This is a genomic window from Rhizobium sp. CAU 1783, assembly GCF_054551725.1.
In genome coordinates, this window is the sequence record NZ_JBTOLM010000001.1 from 406043 (window position 1) to 423974 (window position 17932).

Here is a 17932-nt window from a genome sequence, read left to right on the forward strand (position 1 = left end):
CATTCCGTCATTTCAGCCTCGCAAGACCAAGATGCCACCGCCGATAACAGAACTTCCATGGTAGGAAAATGGCAGCCTAACCTATTGAAACGATTGAAATCACTTCAATCGTTTTAAAATTCAATAAATAATGCTTAAAGTTAATGGCGGCAGATTTAAATATCTGCCGCCTTTCGAAAAGCGCTTATTTCGAAGACGTCAGAACCGCCACTCCGGGAAGTTCCTTGCCTTCCATCCATTCGAGGAAGGCGCCGCCGGCCGTGGAAACGTAGCTGAAATCGTCCGCCACGCCGGCATGGTTGAGCGCCGAAACCGTGTCGCCGCCGCCGGCGACCGAGACGAGCTTTCCGGCGCGGGTTTCTTCCGCCGCGTGCTTCGCGGCCGAGACCGTGGCTGCGTCGAACGGTGTGATTTCGAAGGCGCCGAGCGGACCGTTCCAGACCAGCGTTGAGGCCTTGGAGATCCAGGCATTGATCGCTGCGACCGACTTCGGCCCGACGTCGAGCACCATGGCGTCGGACGGAATGGCCTTGATGTCCACCGTCTCGTTGGCGGCGCCTGCCTTGAATTCGCGCGCGACGACGCCGTCTTCCGGCAGGACGATGGCGCAGCCGGCGGTCTTGGCCGTTGCGAGGATCTCTTTCGCGGTCTCGGCGAGGTCATGCTCGCAGAGCGACTTGCCGACATCGATACCCTGGGCGGCGAGGAAGGTGTTGGCCATGCCACCGCCGATCACCAGTGCGTCGACCTTTTTCACGAGGTTGGAGAGCAGATCGATCTTGGTCGAGACCTTGGCGCCGCCGACGATCGCAACGACCGGACGGGCAGGCTGGCCGAGACCCTTTTCGAGCGCCTCGAGTTCGGCCTGCATGGTGCGGCCGGCATAGGCGGGCATGTGGTGGGCGAGGCCTTCGGTGGAGGCGTGGGCGCGGTGTGCCGCCGAGAAGGCGTCGTTGACGAAGATGTCGCCGTTCTTTGCGAGTTCGGCCACGAATTCCGGCGTGTTCTTTTCTTCACCCTTGTGGAAGCGGGTGTTTTCGAGAAGCAGGATGTCGCCGTTCTGCATGGCGGCGACTGCGTCGGCCGCCGGAGCGCCGATGCAGTCGGAAGCGAAGGCGACCTTCTGGTCGAGGACTTCCTCGACGGCCGGCGCGATCAGCGACAGCGACTGGTCGGCGACCGGTTCACCCTTCGGGCGGCCGAAATGGGCGAGCAGGATGACCTTGGCGCCCTTGGCCGACAATTCCTTGATCGTCGGGGCGACGCGTTCGATGCGGGTGGCGTCGCTGACCTTGCCGTCGGCGACCGGAACGTTGAGGTCGACGCGCACAAGCACGCGCTTGCCCGCAATGTCGGTGAGATCGTCAAGAGTCTTGAAAGCCGGCATGGTGATACCCGTCGTTTAACTGTTGCAGGATGGGGGGCTGACGCGCCGGACCTTACACCGCCCGTCGAGCGGCGCAAGGCGATGGGGTGTCATTTTTCACCAGCTGCGACTTTTGTACGCTCCGCGCGCTTGCGGCGGAGGTAGTCGCGGATCGCGTGAGCCAGTTCCCGGATGTTGAGGAAGATCGGCAGGTTGGTGGCGGGCGCCACGGGCTCGAGCGACACGCCGACCGAAGAGACGTGTCCCGTCTCGTCGAGGTCACGGACGATAAGCACGATCGTGCCGAGGCGCACGCGGTCAGCATAGTCGGCCTGGCCTCCGAGGCGATGGGAGATAAGCTCGGCGATCGTCTTGGCGCGCTCGCCTTCGGTGACCGTCAATGGTCCGTAGGCCTGGTCGAGATCGTCGACGCGGGTACCGGGCGAGATCGCGAACATGCCGAAGAACTCGCTGTCGTCCTCCTCTACCGGCGCCTTGCTGGCGAACAGGCGGTCGAGCAGCTTCGAATAGCCCGGCGCGATGAACAGATAGACCTGGTCGTTCTCCCTCAGGCGTCCGGCATACTGGTAGCGCATCGACTTGCCGTCGCGGATGACCAGCGAGGGCATGGCCCAGCGCGGGATGCGCTCGCCCCGCAGGACCGGGCTCTCGGCAACGACGCGGTAGGCGAGGAGTTCGTGATTGGCGGAACCGGGCAGGTCGAGTTCCAGCTTGTCGATCGCGCCGATGCGCGGTGGGATGATCAGGCCGAGCCTGCGGGCGACCGGCTTGATGGTCCAGCCCTGCAGCACAAGCGAGATCATCACGACGATGAAGGCGACGTTGAAATAGGTCTGGCCGTCTTCGAGATTGCCGAGGATCGGCAGGATGGCGAGCAGGATGGAGACGGCGCCGCGCAGGCCGACCCAGGCGATGAAGCCGGTCTCGCGCTGGGTGAAGTCGAAGGGCAGAAGGCAGACCCAGACGGCGAGGGGACGTGCGACGAAGACAAGGAAGAGGCCGAGAAGCACGGCCGGCAGCAGGATCGACGGAAACTGCGACGGCGTGGCGAGCAGGCCGAGCACCAGGAACATGACGATCTGGGCAAGCCAGGTCATGCCGTCCTGGAAGCGGGTGATCGATGCGCGGGCCGGGATCTTCTGGCTGCCGGCATAGATGCCGGCCACATATACGGCGAGGAAGCCGCTGCCACCGACGGCGCCGGTGTATGAGAAGACCAGGAGCGCCATGGCCAGCATGAAGATCGGCGCGAGACCCCGCTCGACGGCGATCCGCTTCAGCACGAAGACGATGAGCGCGCCGCCGATGAGGCCGAGCGCAAGGCCGATGCCCATCTGCTCGACGAATAGGCGCACGAGATCGAGGTCGAGTCCGCCATAGCTCTCGCCGGCGGAGAGAACCTGCACCAGCGCCATGGTGAGGAAGATGGCCATCGGATCGTTGGTGCCGGATTCGACCTCGAGCGAGGATCGCACCCGGTCGCGGATGTTGATCCCGCCGATGCGCAGCAGGAAGAACACGGCCGCCGCGTCGGTCGAGGCGACGATCGAGCCGAGGAGCACGCCTTCGAGATAGCTGAAGTCGAGCAGGAGATAGGCAAGCGCCCCGAAGAGCGTCGCGGTCATCAGCACGCCGACGGTTGCCAGGGTGAGGGCGGGAATGGCCGAGAGCTTGAAGGATTGCAGAGAGGTGCCGTAGCCGGAATCAAAGAGGATGATCGCCAGCGCGATGGAGCCGAGCACATAGGCGAGCGAATTGTTGGAGAACTCGATGCCGAGGCCGTCGACGCCGGCGACGAGGCCGATCAGCAGGAAGAGCAACAGCAGCGGTGCGCCGAAGCGGAAGGCAATCAGGCTGGAGAATGCGGCCAGCAGAACCAGGGCCGTCGCCACCAGCGTCATCGCATAGAATTCGTCCACCCCTCGTCCCTCTCATCGACCGCGCCGTCTTCCGCCGGTCGAGACAGGTCACACCTCAGGCGCTGCTCGACCGCGTCGGCAAGGCTTTGCGTCCCGGACCAAGGTCGGTGACGAGGATGGAGTGATCTGGCAGGACTGCCGGAAGACGAGATGAAAAACCTATCGTCTTCAATCGTGATCAGAGTAGGGCGGAAGTTTAAAATTTGAAAGGCGGACCGGGGTTTCCGATCCGCCTTTTTTAAAGCGAGCGCTAATTTTTATGCGATCAGATCAGCTTGGCGAGAGCCACTGCCGTGTCCGACATGCGGTTCGAGAAGCCCCACTCGTTGTCGTACCAGGTCAGGATGCGGACGAAGTTGCCTTCGAGAACCTTGGTCTGGTCGATGGCGAAGATCGACGAGTGGCTGTCGTGGTTGAAGTCGCGCGAGACGAGAGGCTCTTCGGTGTAGCCGAGGATACCCTTCAGGGCGCCGTTCGAGGCAGCCTTGATGGCGTCGTTGATTTCCTGCGCCGTGGTGTTCTTCTTGGCGACGAACTTGAAGTCGACGACCGAGACGTTCGGGGTCGGAACGCGGATCGAGGTGCCGTCGAGCTTGCCCTTGAGGTGCGGCAGGACGAGGCCGACAGCCTTTGCTGCGCCGGTCGAGGTCGGGATCATGGACAGGGCTGCGGCGCGGGCGCGGTACAGGTCCTTGTGCATGGTGTCGAGCGTCGGCTGGTCACCGGTGTAGGAGTGGATCGTGGTCATGAAGCCGTGGTCGATGCCGACGGCGTCGTCCAGCGTCTTGACGACCGGCACCAGGCAGTTGGTCGTGCAGGAGGCGTTCGAGATGACCATATGGTCCTTGGTCAGCTTGTCGTGGTTGACGCCGAAGACGACGGTCAGGTCTGCGCCGTCGGCCGGAGCCGAGACGATGACGCGCTTTGCGCCAGCCTGGAGGTGGAGCGCTGCCTTGTCACGCGACGTGAAGATGCCGGTGCATTCCATCGCGATGTCGACGCCGAGTTCCTTGTGCGGGAGCGTTGCCGGGTCCTTGATCGCGGTGACCTTGATCGGCTTGCCGCCGCCCACGATGATGGTGTCGCCCTCGACTTTCACATCGGCCGGGAACTTGCCGTGGATGCTGTCGTAGCGCAGCAGGTGCGCATTGGTTTCAACCGGGCCGAGGTCGTTGATGGCGACGACTTCGATGTCGGTGCGGCCGCTTTCGACGATGGCGCGCAGTACGTTACGGCCGATGCGGCCAAAGCCGTTGATGGCAACTTTTACAGTCATTGCGTTTCACTCCCGCTTTTTAATTCAGAACTTCAGACTATGGGAAGAAAGGGCGTTCGAAAACGCCCTTGCGACAATTTGACCCTCAGCCGAGCTTGGCTTCGGCGGCGGCGACCACGGCTTCAGCCGTGATGCCGAAATGCTTGTAGAGTTCCTTGTAGGGGCCGGAGGCGCCGAAGGAGGACATGCCGATGAAGGCACCGTCCGAACCGATGAAGGCGTCCCAGCCCTGCCTGATGCCGGCTTCGACCGCGATCTTGACCGGCGCGTTGCCGATGATGGCGTCGCGATAGGCCTTGGGCTGTTCGGCGAACAGTTCGAAGCACGGAACCGAGACGACGCGGGCGGAGACGCCCTTCTGTGCGAGCGTCTGCTGGGCCTTGAGGGCGATCTCGACTTCCGAGCCGGAGGCGAAGATTGAAACCTTGGCGTCGCTGGCGGAAACCAGCTCATAGGCGCCGTAGGCCGAAAGGTTCTTTTCTTCATAGTCGGTGCGGGCGGCGATCAGGTTCTGGCGGGTCAGCGCCAGCCCGGAAGGACGGTGCTTCTGTTCGAGCGCGATCTGCCAGCATTCCGCGGTTTCGGTCGCATCGGCCGGGCGGAACATCAGCAGGTTCGGGATGGCGCGGAGCGCTGCCATGTGCTCGACCGGCTGGTGCGTCGGGCCGTCTTCGCCGAGGCCGATCGAGTCATGCGTCAAGACGTGGATGACGCGGATGCCCATCAGCGCGGCGAGACGGATCGACGGACGGCAATAGTCCGAGAAGATCAGGAAGCCGCCGGAATAGGGGATCAGGCCGCCGTGCAGCGCAATCCCGTTCATGGCGGCTGCCATGCCGTGTTCGCGGATGCCGTAGTGAATGTAGCGGCCGGAGAAGTCGTCGGGCGTGATCGACTTGGTCTGGCTGGTCTTGGTGTTGTTCGAGCCGGTCAGGTCGGCGGAACCGCCGAGGGTCTCGGTCAGGACGCCGTTGATGACTTCCAGCGCGTCCTCGGAGGCCTTGCGGGTTGCGACCGTCGGCTTGGCTTCAGCGAGCTTCTTCTTGTAGGCGTCGATGGCGGCGTCGAAATTGCCCGGCAGGTCGCCGGCGAAGCGGCGGTTGAACTCGGACTTCTTGTCGGCGTCGGCGGCAGCGAGGCGGGCTTCCCAGTCCTTGCGGGTCTTGGTCGAGCGAAGGCCGGCCAGACGCCAGGCGTCGAGCACGTCGGCGGGAACGACGAAGGCTTCCTCTTCCCAACCCAGTGCCTTGCGGGTGGCGGCGATTTCGTCGGCGCCGAGCGGCGAACCGTGAACCTTGTGGGTACCGGCCTTGTTCGGGGCGCCGAAACCGATGACGGTCTTGGCTGCGATCATGGTCGGCTTGTCGGACTTCTTCGCGGTCTCGATCGCAGCGGCGATCGCATCCGGATCGTGGCCGTCGACGGCGAGCGTGTTCCAGCCGGAAGCGCGGAAGCGCGCATGCTGGTCGGTCGAGTCAGCGAGCGAAATCGCGCCGTCGATCGAGATGCCGTTGTCGTCCCAGAGAACGATGAGCTTGTTCAGCTTCAGGTGGCCGGCAAGCGAGATCGCTTCCTGGCTGATGCCTTCCATGAGGCAGCCGTCGCCGACCAGCGCATAGGTGTAGTGGCTCATCAGCTCGGAGCCGAACTCGCTCGCGAGCTTCTTTTCGGCAATCGCCATGCCGACGGCGTTGGCAATGCCCTGGCCGAGCGGGCCGGTCGTCGTTTCAATGCCCGAGGCGTGGCCGTATTCCGGGTGGCCGGCGGTCTTGGCGCCCATCTGGCGGAACGCCTTGATGTCCTCGATGGTCATGTCCTCGTAGCCGGTTAGATAAAGCAGGCTGTAGAGGAGCATCGAGCCGTGGCCGGCCGACAGGACGAAACGGTCTCGGTCGGGCCACAGCGGATTCTTCGGGTCGAAGCTCAGGAAACGGGTGAAGAGAACGGTAGCGATGTCGGCGCAGCCCATCGGCATGCCGGGGTGGCCAGAATTGGCTTTTTCCACCGCGTCCATGGCGAGGAATCGGATCGCATTTGCCATCCGGTTGTGTTTTTCGGGAGAGATCATGGCTGTTCCGCTTGTTCCGGGTCTTGAGGGACGACCGTACGGCAGCACGGTCCGTCTGAAAGCGGCTGATCCATAGCAGGTGAATCGCACGAGTCAACAAATGCCCGGTATTCTGGCCTTTTGTCGTACAGATATTCATGCTTTTGTCTGTTTTCTGTGCAGCTCATTGCGACGCCCTCGATGCGGCAGTCGTCCACAGGAATGGCACCGCCGAGCCCCCTTGCATTTATTGACGGGTGGCAATCGAGAAGCTTACTGTCCGCCTTCATCAAAGCGGGTCTTCTGGGTCGATTCGAACGGCCTCTTCTGGAAAGCCGGGACAAGACTATGCCGACAGGAAATTCGGTCGAAGCGGCGCTTGGCGCGCTCAGGCAGGCGGTGGCCGGCCTTGAGAACGCCATAGACATGCGTATTGAAGCCCAACGCGAGAGCGGCGAGGTCGAGGGCGAAGTGCGGCGCGTGCACGCCGATCGCGCGCGGCTCGCCCAGGAACTGGACCAGTCCGAGTTCCGCGCGAACCGGCTCGAGGAAGTCAACCGCGAAGTCTCGCGGCGGCTTGTCACTGCCATGGAAACGATCCGGGCGGTCCTCGACCGCTAGGATCCGACGAAATGCGAAGCCGGCTGGACGGCTGCAACTGGGATAGTTCATGGCACAGGTGACGGTCACCATCGATGGAAAAGCCTACCGGATGGCCTGTGAAGAGGGCCAGGAAGGGCATTTGATCGACCTTGCCACCCAGTTCGATCGCTATGTCAGCCACCTGAAATCACAGTTTGGCGAGATCGGCGACCTCAGGCTGACGGTCATGTCCGGCATCATGGTGATGGACGAGCTTTCGGAAGTGAACCGCCGTATGGCGGCGATGGAGGCGGAGCTCGCCTCGTTCCGCGCCGGCCGTGACGGGGCGCTCGAAGACGCGCAGCGCCGCGAGGAAATGCTGACGACGGCGCTTGCCGAGCTGACCGAACGGCTGAACGGGATTACCCGCAAGCTGACGGCGCGGCCGGCCGCGACCCGGCAGGACAGCTGACCGGCAGCGAAGAGCCCGAGCCTTTAATTTGGGCGCGATGCGTTCCGGCTCTGGCGCCGGGACGAAATTGGACCTATATCTCGGTTGCGGTCTGCGCCTCACGACAGGAACCACAATCCCTGGGGCCATACTCGATCCAAAGGGAGCTGTCCCTGGCCAGGCCCGTGGGCTTGGACATATGGCGCCCACCTACGTTTGTAGGCACCCAGGATCGTAAATCTCCATCGGTTGCCGTGGATCGCACTTTCCCTTTTCGTTTCGGTCCGGCCTATATCGCGATGGCGGCGCAGCGGTTCCCCTTTGGGTTCCGCTCTTGTCATGCGGGGCGGCGGGCGAGTGCCAGCATGGCGCCGAACGCAATCATCAGGCCGCCGCTTGCCTTGTTCATCCAGGCAAAGACGCTCGGCCGGCCGGCGAAGCGGCCAAGGTGGCTGCCGATGAAGGCATAGACGGCGATGGCCGCGAGTTCGAGCACGAGGAAAATCGTGCCCAGGACCGCAAAGCTGGTCGCATAGTCGCCGCGGTCGAGGAACTGCGGGAAGAAGGCGGTGAAGATCAGGATCGCCTTGGGATTGCCGATCGCCACCCAGAATTCCTGCCGGGCAAGGCTTTGCGTGCTGCGGACCGGCAGGGCCTCGTCGAGACCGCCGACAATCGGTGCGGGCGAGCGAAGGAGCTTGATCCCGAGCCAGACGAGATAGGCGGCGCCCGCCCATTTGATGGCGGAGAAGGCGACCTCCGAGGCGATCAGGAGGGCGCCGAGTCCGAGAGCGGTGATCACGATCATGATGGCGAACGCGACGATGCGGCCGAGCGAGGCGATCAGGGCCTTGCCGATGCCGACGCGCATGGCGTTGGTCAGCGCAAGCAGGTTGTTCGGCCCGAAGGCCATGTTGAGCGCGAAGCAGGCGGGTATGAACCAGAGAATGGTGTTGAGCGACATGGCAGGGCACCGCATGGATGAACAATCGAGACCGTTCTAATCCAGCAAGCGGGAAAGGGCAAAGGGCTGCCGGGATTGACGCATGGATTTCTCGATGGTCGAAATGGCAAACAGCCGAAGAATCCAAGGGACTCCTTTCATGTACCAGCCACCTCATTTCCGCGAGGAGCGCCTCGACGTCCAGCACGACCTCATCCGCAATCATCCGCTCGGGCTGCTGATCTCCTCGGGGGAGGGCGGGCTTCTCGCCAATCCGATCCCCTTTAGGCTGGCGAAGGTGGAGCAGGGGTTGGGTACGCTCCAGGCGCATATGGCGAAAGCCAATCCGCAATGGCGGGCGCTGGGCAAAGGCGCGGAGGCGCTGATCGTCTTCCAAGGCGCCGATCACTACATCACCCCGTCCTGGTACGAGACGAAGCGTGAGACCGGCAAGGTCGTACCCACCTGGAACTATGCCATCGTCCAGGTGCGGGGCACGGTCCGGGTGATCGAGGACAGCCAGTGGTTAAGGGCGCAGGTGGACAGGCTGACCGACGGTCACGAGAGCAAACGCATGATCCCGTGGGCCGTCGGCGACGCGCCCGACGAGTTCATCACCGCGCAATTGAAGGGCATCGTCGGCATCGAGGTCGAGATCACCGCGATCGATGGTAAGTGGAAGGTCAGCCAGAACCGGGGCGAGCCCGACCGGCGGGGCGTCGCGGCGGGCTTGGCGGGCATGGGGACCGTCGAGGCCGGCGCGATGGCCGAACTGGTCAAGACCTATGGCGGGCTCGACTAGTCATATGCCTCAGACGGCAAGTCCAAGTTCCCTTTCCCGCTCGATATAGGCCCGCTGCCGGTCGGTCACGTAGTCGCGCACGATCGGGGCGCCGTCCCGCTTGCGGGAAAGCTGCAAGTGGAAGACCATCTGGCTTCCCGCCCGGAAGGTCATCTCCGCGCTGATCAGATAGAATTCCCACATGCGGGCGAAGCGCTCGTCATACATGGCGACCACCTTGTCGCGATTGGCGTCGAAGCGCTGATACCAGTGGGCCAGCGTCATGGCGTAGTGCAGGCGCAGAACTTCGATGTCGGTGACCCACAGGCTGTTTCGCTCGGTGACGGAGACGACTTCCGAGAGGGCCGGCGAATATCCGCCGGGGAAGATGTACTTGCGGATCCACGGACTGGTCATGCCGGGCGGGCTCATGTGCCCGATCGAATGGATGACGGCGAGGCCGTCGTCGGGCATCAGGGCGTTCAGCTTCTTGAAGAACTCGTCATAGTGCTGAACGCCGACATGCTCGAACATGCCGACCGAGACGATGCGGTCGAAGCTCTCCGTCACGTCGCGGTAGTCCTTGAGTTCGAAGCGGACGCGGTCCGCAAGCCCCGCTTCGGCGGCACGCTTCGTGGCGAGGGCATGCTGCTCCTTCGAGAGGGTCACCCCGACGACCTCGACATCTTCGAGCGCCGCGAGATAAAGCGCGAGGTCGCCCCAGCCGCAGCCGATGTCGAGCACCTTCATGCCCGGCTTCAGGTCGAGCTTGGCGGCGAGCAATCGCAGCTTGTTGCGCTGGGCCTGTTCGAGCGTCTCGTTCTCCTCGCGGAAATAGGCGCAGGAGTAGAGCATGTTGTCGTCGAGAAAGAGCCGGTAGAAATCGTTGCCAAGGTCGTAGTGATGGGCGACGTGCTGCTGGGCCTCCCCCTTGCGGTTCGACTGCAGGCGCTTGCGGAACGGCATCTTCACGGCACGCAGGATCTTCTGGATCGGATATTTGCCGAGCGACAGGCGGTTGATCGAAAAGAGCATCAGGAAGTCGCGGAGGGACGATCCCTCCTCGAAACGCATGGTGCCGTCCATGTAGGCTTCGCCGGCCACCAGTTCGGCCTTGAAGACCAGGCTGCGGTAGAGCCGGGGATCGGTGAGCCGCATTGTGACCTGCGGCCCCGGCTCGCCTTGTCCGAAGACGTGCCGCCTTCCTTCGGCGTCAACGATCGTCAGTTGGCCCTTGCGGATGAATGATTTCAGCATGTGCGACAGTAGAAACATCTGCACCTCAAAAATCGGATTGGCCTCAACGACCACATGTTATCGCAAAAGTCCGCGATGGCACGTCGAAATTCGGGGGGCATCGACGGAGCGGAACCTGGACATTCCGCGCTTCCTCGATGTGGCCCGGACCGTCACTCCTTGCCGCAAGGACGGCTTTGAATTGGCTGTCATCTCGGATATCGTCCGTCGGCTTTCGGGGACCGAACACGACATGACCATCAAAGATCTCAAGGCTACCTTCCGCAAAGAGAGGCTGGCGGCACGTGACCTCATTTCCGGGGAGACCCGCACCGAGTTCAGTCTCGCCATAGCAGACCATGGTGGAGACGCGTTCGATTTCGAGCCGGGGACGATCATCTCCGGTTTCCTGCCGATCCGCTCGGAGGCGGATATCCGGCCGCTGATGGCACGATTGAAGGCACGGGGCGCACGGCTGTGCCTGCCGGTTGTTCTCGACAAGATGACCATCGTCTTCCGTGAGCTTGCGACGGGTACGGAACTTGTCGACACGGGTTTTGGAACGCGTGGCCCCGGCCCGGACGCCGCCGCGCTGGATCCTGAGATTCTGCTGGTGCCGTTGTCGGCCTTCGACCGACATGGGCATCGGATCGGCTATGGTGCCGGCCATTACGACCGTGCGATCGCCCGGCTGATGCAAAAAGGCCGGGAACCCAGGCTCGTCGGCATTGCATTCGACTGCCAGGAGGTGGCAGAAGTGCCCACGGAACCGCATGACGTCCGGCTGCAGGCTATCGTGACGGAAAGCGGCTACAGGCAATTCTGACGGAGACTGGACGAACGAATGAGACTTCTTTTTCTCGGGGACATGGTTGGCAAGACGGGACGCACTGCAGTGTGGGAGCGTCTGCCGGGGCTGATCGCGGACCTGAAGCTCGATTTCGTCATCGTCAACGGAGAAAATGCCGCCGGCGGCTTCGGTATCACCGAGGACATCTATCTCGAGACGATCAATGCGGGCGCCGACGTTGTCACGACCGGCAACCATGTCTGGGACCAGAAGGAAGCCGTGACCTTCTGCGAGCGTCATGACCAGTTCCTTCGACCGGCCAACTATCCGGCCGGGACCCCGGGTCGCGGTTCCGGGCTCTATTACGCCCGCAACGGTGCGCGCGTGCTCGTCGCCAACATCATGGGCCGGGTGTTCATGCATCCCGAGCTCGACGATCCCTTCAAGTCCGCCGAGGCGATCCTGGCCGCCTGCCCATTGAAGGAACAGGCGGATGCCATCGTCTTCGATTTCCACGCTGAGGCGACCAGCGAGAAGCAGTGTTTTGGTCATTTCGTCGACGGGCGTGCCAGCTTCGTGGTCGGAACCCACACCCATGTGCCGACCGCCGATCATCAGATCCTCAACGGCGGCACCGCCTACATGTCGGATGCCGGCATGTGCGGCGACTACGATTCCTCGCTCGGCATGGAGAAGGAAGAGCCGCTCAACCGTTTCATCTCGAAGATGCCGAAGGGGCGTTTCGAGGCGGCTCACGGCCCGGCGACCATCTGCGGCGTCGGTGTGGAGATTTCCGACCGCACCGGCCTTGCGGAAAAGATCGCGCCGGTCCGCATCGGGCCGCGGTTGACTGAGACGTTGCCGGAGTTCTGGCGCTGAAGGTCACCCCAAATTCTTTAGCTGGAACTCATTCTTAAAAGAATAATTAACCTCGCTGCGTAATTAATAGCTCCCCATACGGGGTGGTGGTGGTGTGCCTAAATCCCGAAGAACAAACAGTTTTTGGGAGAACACCTTGAGTTCCGCCGCCCATGCCCTCTTTAACCAAACCGATGTCGAAGCCGATGACCTGCTGACTTGCGTCGAGGCGGCGCTCAGCGACGATTTCACACGTATTCCGACGGGGACGGACAGTCTGTCGCGCGCGATCGCCGGATTGATCGAACGCTGCCGCAGCCAGACGTCGGCGCAGCTCGACGACGTGGTTTCGATCTCCGTGAGCGTCAACGAAACGGCTGGAATGTCCGCACACCTGCTCTACGACCTGCGCCAGGTCGACGAGGAGGCGCAGGGCATTGCCGCGGCCGCCGAGGAAATGGCCGAGACGGTCAACGAGGTCGCCCAGCACGGTGACGAGATCTTCCGCAATGCGCAGCGTGCCGGCGAGACCTGCAAGGCCAGCGGGCAGGCGCTGCGGGAAACCAGCGAACGGATGAACGCCATCAACAGTTCGCTGATCGAGACCGGTGAGCGGATCGGCGCCATCCACGATCTCGGCAAGAGCATTTCCACGATCGCCGCGAACATCAAGAAGATTGCCTCGCAGACCAACATGCTGGCCATCAATGCGGCCGTTGAAGCTGCGCGTGCCGGCGAGGCGGGCCGCGGCTTTGCAGTCGTCGCCGCCGAGGTCAAGGCGCTGTCGGACCGCACGGCCAATGCGACGCTCGAAATCGGTAACATCATCAGCAAGCTCGACAGCGGGCTGACGGCGATGGTCAATGCGATGACGTCCAGCCGCCAATCCGCCGAACAGGGTGGTCAGGCTCTTGATGTGCTTCAAAGCTCGCTCACTGCTGCGGCAAAGGAACTCGACAGCGTCATCGTCAATGCCGGTCATATCTCCACGGCGCTGAACCAGCAGCGTGAAGCCTCGCAGAACGTCGCGCGTGGCGTGGGGACGGTGGCGGCCAGCTCGAGCAAGGCGACCGCCCAGCTCGACGGCATCATCTCGGCGATGGAGCAGGCGCAGGGCGGATTGAATTCGCGACTCCAGACCCTCGGCAGCGCCAATGTTCCAGGCAAGGTCGTCAAGCTCGCCCAGTCCGACCACGTCATCTGGAAGCGCAGGCTTGCCAACATGATCATCGGTCGCGAAGGATTGAAGCCGAACGAACTGGCGGATCATCACAATTGCCGGCTCGGCAAGTGGTACGACGGCTGCCGCCATACTGCGATTGGATCAAGTCCCGATTTCGTGGCGATCGACGAGCCCCATTCAAAGGTTCACAGTCACGGCATCGAGGCGGTGCGCCGCTACAACGCCGGCGATATCCGCGGCGCGCTGAATGAACTGCGCTGCGTTGAGGTTGCCTCCAGTCAGGTCCTCGACGGTCTCAAGCGGCTTGAGCGGCGCTCGGTCGGCTGACCCTACGCACCGACGGTCACGGCATTGTGAGGCCGGGGGCGTGGCTCCCGGCTTTACCATGTCCGCTCTCTGCCGCATCCTTTGTGCGTCCCAACGAGGCACGGGGGCGGCCTGATGCTGCTGAGACTGTTCCTTGCATTTTGCGCCATCACAGGCCTTGCGGCGCCGGTCGCCGCAGAGGACGAGCGTCCACCGGTCAGCCAGTGCCAGCTGGTCGCAGAAGGACTTCCAAAGGCGTACTTCGCGAAGTTCGAGCCGGGACCGCGGCCGCTCATATACGCGGCGCTCGAAGAGGAGGTGACGATCCGCTTCCTCGGCCACTCTACCTTCCAGATCGACACGCCCGGCGGCATTTCGATCGCCACGGACTTCAACGGCTGGCTGCGCAGGGCAGATCTGCCCGACGTCGTGACGATGAACAAGGCACATTCGAGCCACTATACCCTGACACCGGATCCCGGCATCACCACCGTACTGCATGGCTGGAATGACGAGCGTCCCGGTGAGAAGGCCGAGCATCGCCTGGTCGTCGGCGATGCTTATATTCGCAATGTCCCGACCGATATCCGCAGTTGGGGTGGCGCTTTCGAGCCCAATGGCAATTCGATCTTCATCTTCGAGGTCGCCGGACTGTGTATCGGCCATCTCGGTCACCTGCATCACGAGCTCACCGATGCGCATTTCGCGGAAATCGGCAGGCTCGATGTAGTGATGGTGCCGGTCGACGGCGGCCTGACCATGGGGGCCGACAGCATGAGCCGTACGATCAAACGGCTGCGCTCGGCGTTGATCCTGCCGATGCATCGTCGCGGTCCGCCAATCGAGACTTTCCTCGGCATGTTCGATCAGAGCTTCGATTTCAAGATCGCCGACAGCGACGCGATCACGGTGACGGCGCGAACCCTGCCGCGCAAGCCGTTGATCCTCGTTCTCAGAGGGGTCTGACCGAACGCCCGGCCGAAGGGCCGGGCGGCGGGCATGAACTGAGTATATCGATCAGGCAAAGGCAATACGACGGTGGACGCCGACGTCCGGCTGTTTCTCGTCCTTCAGATTGGCCTTGGCGATCTCCCAGCCGAACTTGAGCGGATTGCCGGTCGAGGCCCAGATCTCGCCGTCGTCGAGATGAAGGGCAAGCATGGTGAGCTTCGGGTCGGCCTTGCCGCCGTCGTACCAGGCTTCGACGATCGAATTCCAGTGCTCGTCGATCTTTGCCGGATCCTTGCGTTCGGTAAGCACGCCACCCAAGCAGGCGTGATAGTCGTGGTTCTTGCCGATGACGCAGAAGTGGGCCCGCGTTCCCGGACGGAGCGACTGGACCAGATGGGAATCCGTCTTGGTGAAGAACCAGATAGTATTCGTGGTCGGGTCGGCGAAGGGCGCCATCGGCTGCATGTGCATGTCGGCTCCTTCGATGCCCAGCATGCCGGCATGAATGTCGTCGATCTCGTCCCACAGCTGTTTGGCTGGGGTCTCGCGGGCCTCGGTGAAGCTTGCCATCATGCGTCTCCTTCCATTGATGTCGTCAGACGATCAACGGGCGGAGGAGGGAGATGTTCCCGGTGCCCATGGCCCGAGGCGGTGTTGGAAAGCAGAGGGTCGGCACCCGTTCAATGCCACGGTAATGCGGTTCGTCCCCTTGAACCGGTCGGGTTTCGCTCGTATAAGGCGCCATTCCTCACAATTAGACCTGATCAGGGGTGCCATGGCTGGCCATTCACAGTTTAAAAACATCATGCACCGCAAGGGCAAGCAGGACGGCATCCGTTCGAAGATGTTCTCCAAGCTTGCGCGCGAAATCACGGTTGCGGCGAAGACCGGTCTGCCTGACCCGGCCATGAACGCCGCTCTGCGCCTTGCCGTGCAGAACGCCAAGGCCCAGTCGATGCCGAAGGACAACATCGACCGCGCCATCAAGAAGGCATCGGGTGCCGATGCCGAAACCTATGATGCGATCCGTTACGAAGGTTACGGTCCGGGCGGTACGGCGATCATCGTCGAGGCGCTGACCGATAACCGCAACCGCACCGCCTCCAGCGTCCGTTCGATCTTCTCGAAGGCCGGCGGCGCACTCGGCGAAACCGGCTCGGTCTCCTTCTCGTTCGACCATGTCGGCGAAATCACCTACAAGGCCTCCGTCGGCGACGCCGACAAGGTCATGGAAGCGGCAATCGAAGCCGGCGCGGAAGACGTCGTTTCGGATGAAGATGGCCACACCATCTATTGCGCCTTCGAAGACATGAACGAAGTGTCGAAGGCCCTCGAAGCCGTGCTCGGCGAAGCGACCTCCGTCAAGGCGATCTGGAAGCCGCAGAACACGATCGAAGTCGATGAAGAAAAGGCGACGTCGCTGATGAAGCTCATCGACACGCTGGAAGACGACGACGACGTCCAGAACGTCTATTCGAACTTCGAAGTCTCCGACGAGGTCATGGCCAAGCTCTCGGCCTGATTTCACGTCGCATCAATGGAAAAGGCCCGGTTGCGGATCGCAACCGGGCTTTTTTGTCTGGGACTTTGGTGGTCGGAAGTTACCCCTTCATCCGGCTGCCGCCACCTTCTCCTCCTGAACGGGGAGAAGGCCGATGGGGTCGCCGCGCTCTGCTCCTTCGCCCCGCTTGCCGGGAGAAGGTCCCGGCTGGGGAATGAGGGGCAATTGGGTGGGATCAAGCCGCCGCGCTCTTCACGCTGCCGATCACGCTGACCAGCTCGTTGACGATGCGTTCGACCTGCTCGCGGTCGTCGCCTTCCGCCATGACGCGGATCAGCGGCTCGGTTCCGGACGGACGGATAACGAGGCGGCCGTTCAGGGCCAGTTCGTTCTCGGCATCGGCGATCGCCTGCTTGACGGTCTTGTCTTCGAGCGGCTTGCCGCCGGAAAAGCGGACATTGCGCAGAAGCTGCGGCACGGGCTCGAAGCGGTGGCAGATCTCGCTCACGGTGCGGCCGGTCCGCTTGACGCAGGCGAGGATCTGAAGCGCCGCGACGAGGCCGTCGCCGGTCGTGCCGAAGTCGGACAGCACGATGTGGCCGGACTGCTCGCCACCGACGTTGAAGTTGTGGTTCCGCATGTGTTCGACGACGTAACGGTCGCCGACCTTGGTGCGGGCGAGCGACAGGCCTTTGTCGGAGAGGAAGCGCTCGAGGCCGAGATTGGACATGACGGTCGCCACGATGCCGTCGCCGCGCAGGATCTGGTCCTGCGCCCAGGTCTCGGCGATGACGGCCATCAGCTGGTCGCCGTCGACCACTGTGCCGTTCTCGTCGACGATGATGACGCGGTCGGCGTCGCCGTCGAGCGCGATGCCGATGTCGGCGCGCACTTCATGCACCTTCTTCTGCAGTGCCGCCGGGTGGGTCGAGCCACAGTCGAGATTGATGTTGGTGCCGTTCGGCTCGTTGCCGATCGTCACGACCTCGGCGCCGAGTTCCCACAGTGCCAGCGGCGCGACCTTGTAGGCGGCACCATTGGCGCAGTCGATCGCGACCCTGAGGCCATGCAGCGTGACGTCACGGGGCAGCGTGCGCTTGACGAATTCGATATAGCGATAGATGTCACCCTCGACGCGCTTGGCACGACCGATCTCGTGGGCCGGGGCAAGCTGGGCGTAGATGTCCTGTTCGAGAAGGTCCTCGATCTGCTTCTCGATCTCGTCCGACAGCTTGTAGCCGTCCGGGCCGAACAGCTTGATGCCATTGTCGGCAAAGGGGTTGTGCGAGGCGGAGATCATGACGCCGATATCGGCGCGTAGCGAGCGGGTCAGCATGGCGACGGCAGGCGTCGGGATCGGGCCGAGCAGGAAGACGTCGAGGCCGGCTGCGGTGAAGCCAGCCACCAGCGCGTTTTCCAGCATGTAGCCGGAGAGGCGGGTGTCCTTGCCGATCACGACGCGATGACGATGATGACCGCGGCGGAAGATGGTGCCGACGGCGATGCCCACCCGCATGGCGAGGTCGGGCGTCATCGGAAACTTGTTGGACTGCCCGCGAATGCCGTCCGTACCGAAATAGCGACGTGTCATTAGTGCTCCTGCATGACCGGGGGCCGGCGCGGGGACGCGCGGCGGATGTGCAAGGCCTTGCGGCAGAACGCGGCAAGGCGGCTTCAATTGGCGTGCTCATGCCACAAAATGTGCCCAAGGGCACGTAAAT

Annotated in this window: 16 protein-coding genes and 1 other RNA gene; 9 read left to right on the top strand and 8 right to left on the bottom strand. The window is 62.8% G+C overall.

What is annotated here, in order from left to right:
• Positions 1–184 precede the first annotated feature (184 nt).
• From ACX93L_RS01765 to tkt, 4 genes are all read right to left on the bottom strand, one after another.
• Positions 185–1387, bottom strand: a complete 1203-nt coding sequence (locus tag ACX93L_RS01765) for a phosphoglycerate kinase (protein WP_459403244.1) — start codon at positions 1385–1387, stop codon at positions 185–187.
• Positions 1388–1476: 89 nt separating this feature from the next.
• Positions 1477–3306 (bottom strand): potassium/proton antiporter, encoded by a 1830-nt coding sequence (locus tag ACX93L_RS01770; RefSeq protein WP_459403245.1) that lies wholly within the window; start codon positions 3304–3306, stop codon positions 1477–1479.
• 265 nt (positions 3307–3571) lie between these two features.
• Positions 3572–4582 carry a type I glyceraldehyde-3-phosphate dehydrogenase gene (gene gap / locus ACX93L_RS01775; protein WP_459403246.1) on the bottom strand — a complete coding sequence of 337 codons (1011 nt, stop codon included), beginning with the start codon at positions 4580–4582 and terminating at the stop codon, positions 3572–3574.
• 85 nt (positions 4583–4667) lie between these two features.
• On the bottom strand, positions 4668–6650 hold the full coding sequence (gene tkt / locus ACX93L_RS01780; protein ID WP_459403247.1) for a transketolase: 1983 nt from the start codon (positions 6648–6650) through the stop codon (positions 4668–4670).
• Positions 6651–6977: 327 nt separating this feature from the next.
• Between tkt and ACX93L_RS01785 the strand changes: the two genes are divergently transcribed.
• The 3 genes from ACX93L_RS01785 (at position 6978) to ssrS (ending at position 7927) form a co-directional block, all read left to right on the top strand.
• Positions 6978–7250: a DUF4164 domain-containing protein gene (locus ACX93L_RS01785; RefSeq protein WP_169586318.1), complete on the top strand. Its 273-nt coding sequence runs from the start codon at positions 6978–6980 to the stop codon at positions 7248–7250.
• A 49-nt stretch (positions 7251–7299) separates the two neighbouring features.
• Positions 7300–7683, top strand: coding sequence for a cell division protein ZapA (locus tag ACX93L_RS01790; protein ID WP_459403248.1), 384 nt, complete (start codon positions 7300–7302; stop codon positions 7681–7683).
• Between the two features lie 85 nt (positions 7684–7768).
• Positions 7769–7927: non-coding RNA, 6S RNA (gene ssrS / locus ACX93L_RS01795), on the top strand.
• A gap of 72 nt (positions 7928–7999) precedes the next feature.
• Here the strand turns inward: ssrS and ACX93L_RS01800 are convergent.
• Positions 8000–8626: a LysE family translocator gene (locus ACX93L_RS01800; protein WP_459403249.1), complete on the bottom strand. Its 627-nt coding sequence runs from the start codon at positions 8624–8626 to the stop codon at positions 8000–8002.
• Positions 8627–8765: 139 nt separating this feature from the next.
• Here ACX93L_RS01800 and ACX93L_RS01805 point away from each other — a divergent pair, with 139 nt between their 5' ends.
• Positions 8766–9407, top strand: a complete 642-nt coding sequence (locus tag ACX93L_RS01805; protein ID WP_459403250.1) for an FMN-binding negative transcriptional regulator — start codon at positions 8766–8768, stop codon at positions 9405–9407.
• A gap of 9 nt (positions 9408–9416) precedes the next feature.
• Here ACX93L_RS01805 and ACX93L_RS01810 read toward each other — a convergent pair whose 3' ends face one another.
• The gene (locus ACX93L_RS01810; protein ID WP_459403251.1) at positions 9417–10661 is read right to left on the bottom strand and encodes a class I SAM-dependent methyltransferase; all 1245 of its coding nucleotides are present in this window, start codon (positions 10659–10661) and stop codon (positions 9417–9419) included.
• A 214-nt stretch (positions 10662–10875) separates the two neighbouring features.
• Here ACX93L_RS01810 and ACX93L_RS01815 point away from each other — a divergent pair, with 214 nt between their 5' ends.
• The 4 genes from ACX93L_RS01815 to ACX93L_RS01830 all read left to right on the top strand — a co-directional run bounded on the left by ACX93L_RS01815 (position 10876) and on the right by ACX93L_RS01830 (position 14725).
• Positions 10876–11448, top strand: a complete 573-nt coding sequence (locus ACX93L_RS01815; RefSeq protein ID WP_459404124.1) for a 5-formyltetrahydrofolate cyclo-ligase — start codon at positions 10876–10878, stop codon at positions 11446–11448.
• Between the two features lie 18 nt (positions 11449–11466).
• A complete protein-coding gene (locus ACX93L_RS01820) occupies positions 11467–12291 on the top strand; it encodes a TIGR00282 family metallophosphoesterase (RefSeq protein WP_459403252.1) in 825 nt (274 codons plus the stop codon).
• A 136-nt stretch (positions 12292–12427) separates the two neighbouring features.
• Entirely contained in the window at positions 12428–13780 is a 1353-nt protein-coding gene (locus tag ACX93L_RS01825) for a methyl-accepting chemotaxis protein (RefSeq protein ID WP_459403253.1), read from the top strand.
• Positions 13781–13894: 114 nt separating this feature from the next.
• Positions 13895–14725 carry an MBL fold metallo-hydrolase gene (locus ACX93L_RS01830; protein ID WP_459403254.1) on the top strand — a complete coding sequence of 277 codons (831 nt, stop codon included), beginning with the start codon at positions 13895–13897 and terminating at the stop codon, positions 14723–14725.
• Between the two features lie 51 nt (positions 14726–14776).
• On the opposite strand, the gene ACX93L_RS01835 is transcribed toward ACX93L_RS01830, so the two are convergent.
• Complete coding sequence (locus ACX93L_RS01835; RefSeq protein ID WP_459403255.1) at positions 14777–15280, bottom strand: pyridoxamine 5'-phosphate oxidase family protein; 504 nt, start codon at positions 15278–15280, stop codon at positions 14777–14779.
• Between the two features lie 205 nt (positions 15281–15485).
• On the opposite strand from ACX93L_RS01835, the gene ACX93L_RS01840 reads away from it, so the two are divergent.
• Complete coding sequence (locus ACX93L_RS01840) at positions 15486–16232, top strand: YebC/PmpR family DNA-binding transcriptional regulator (RefSeq protein ID WP_459403256.1); 747 nt, start codon at positions 15486–15488, stop codon at positions 16230–16232.
• A 214-nt stretch (positions 16233–16446) separates the two neighbouring features.
• On the opposite strand, the gene glmM is transcribed toward ACX93L_RS01840, so the two are convergent.
• Positions 16447–17802, bottom strand: a complete 1356-nt coding sequence (glmM, locus tag ACX93L_RS01845) for a phosphoglucosamine mutase (protein WP_459403257.1) — start codon at positions 17800–17802, stop codon at positions 16447–16449.
• Positions 17803–17932 lie beyond the last annotated feature (130 nt).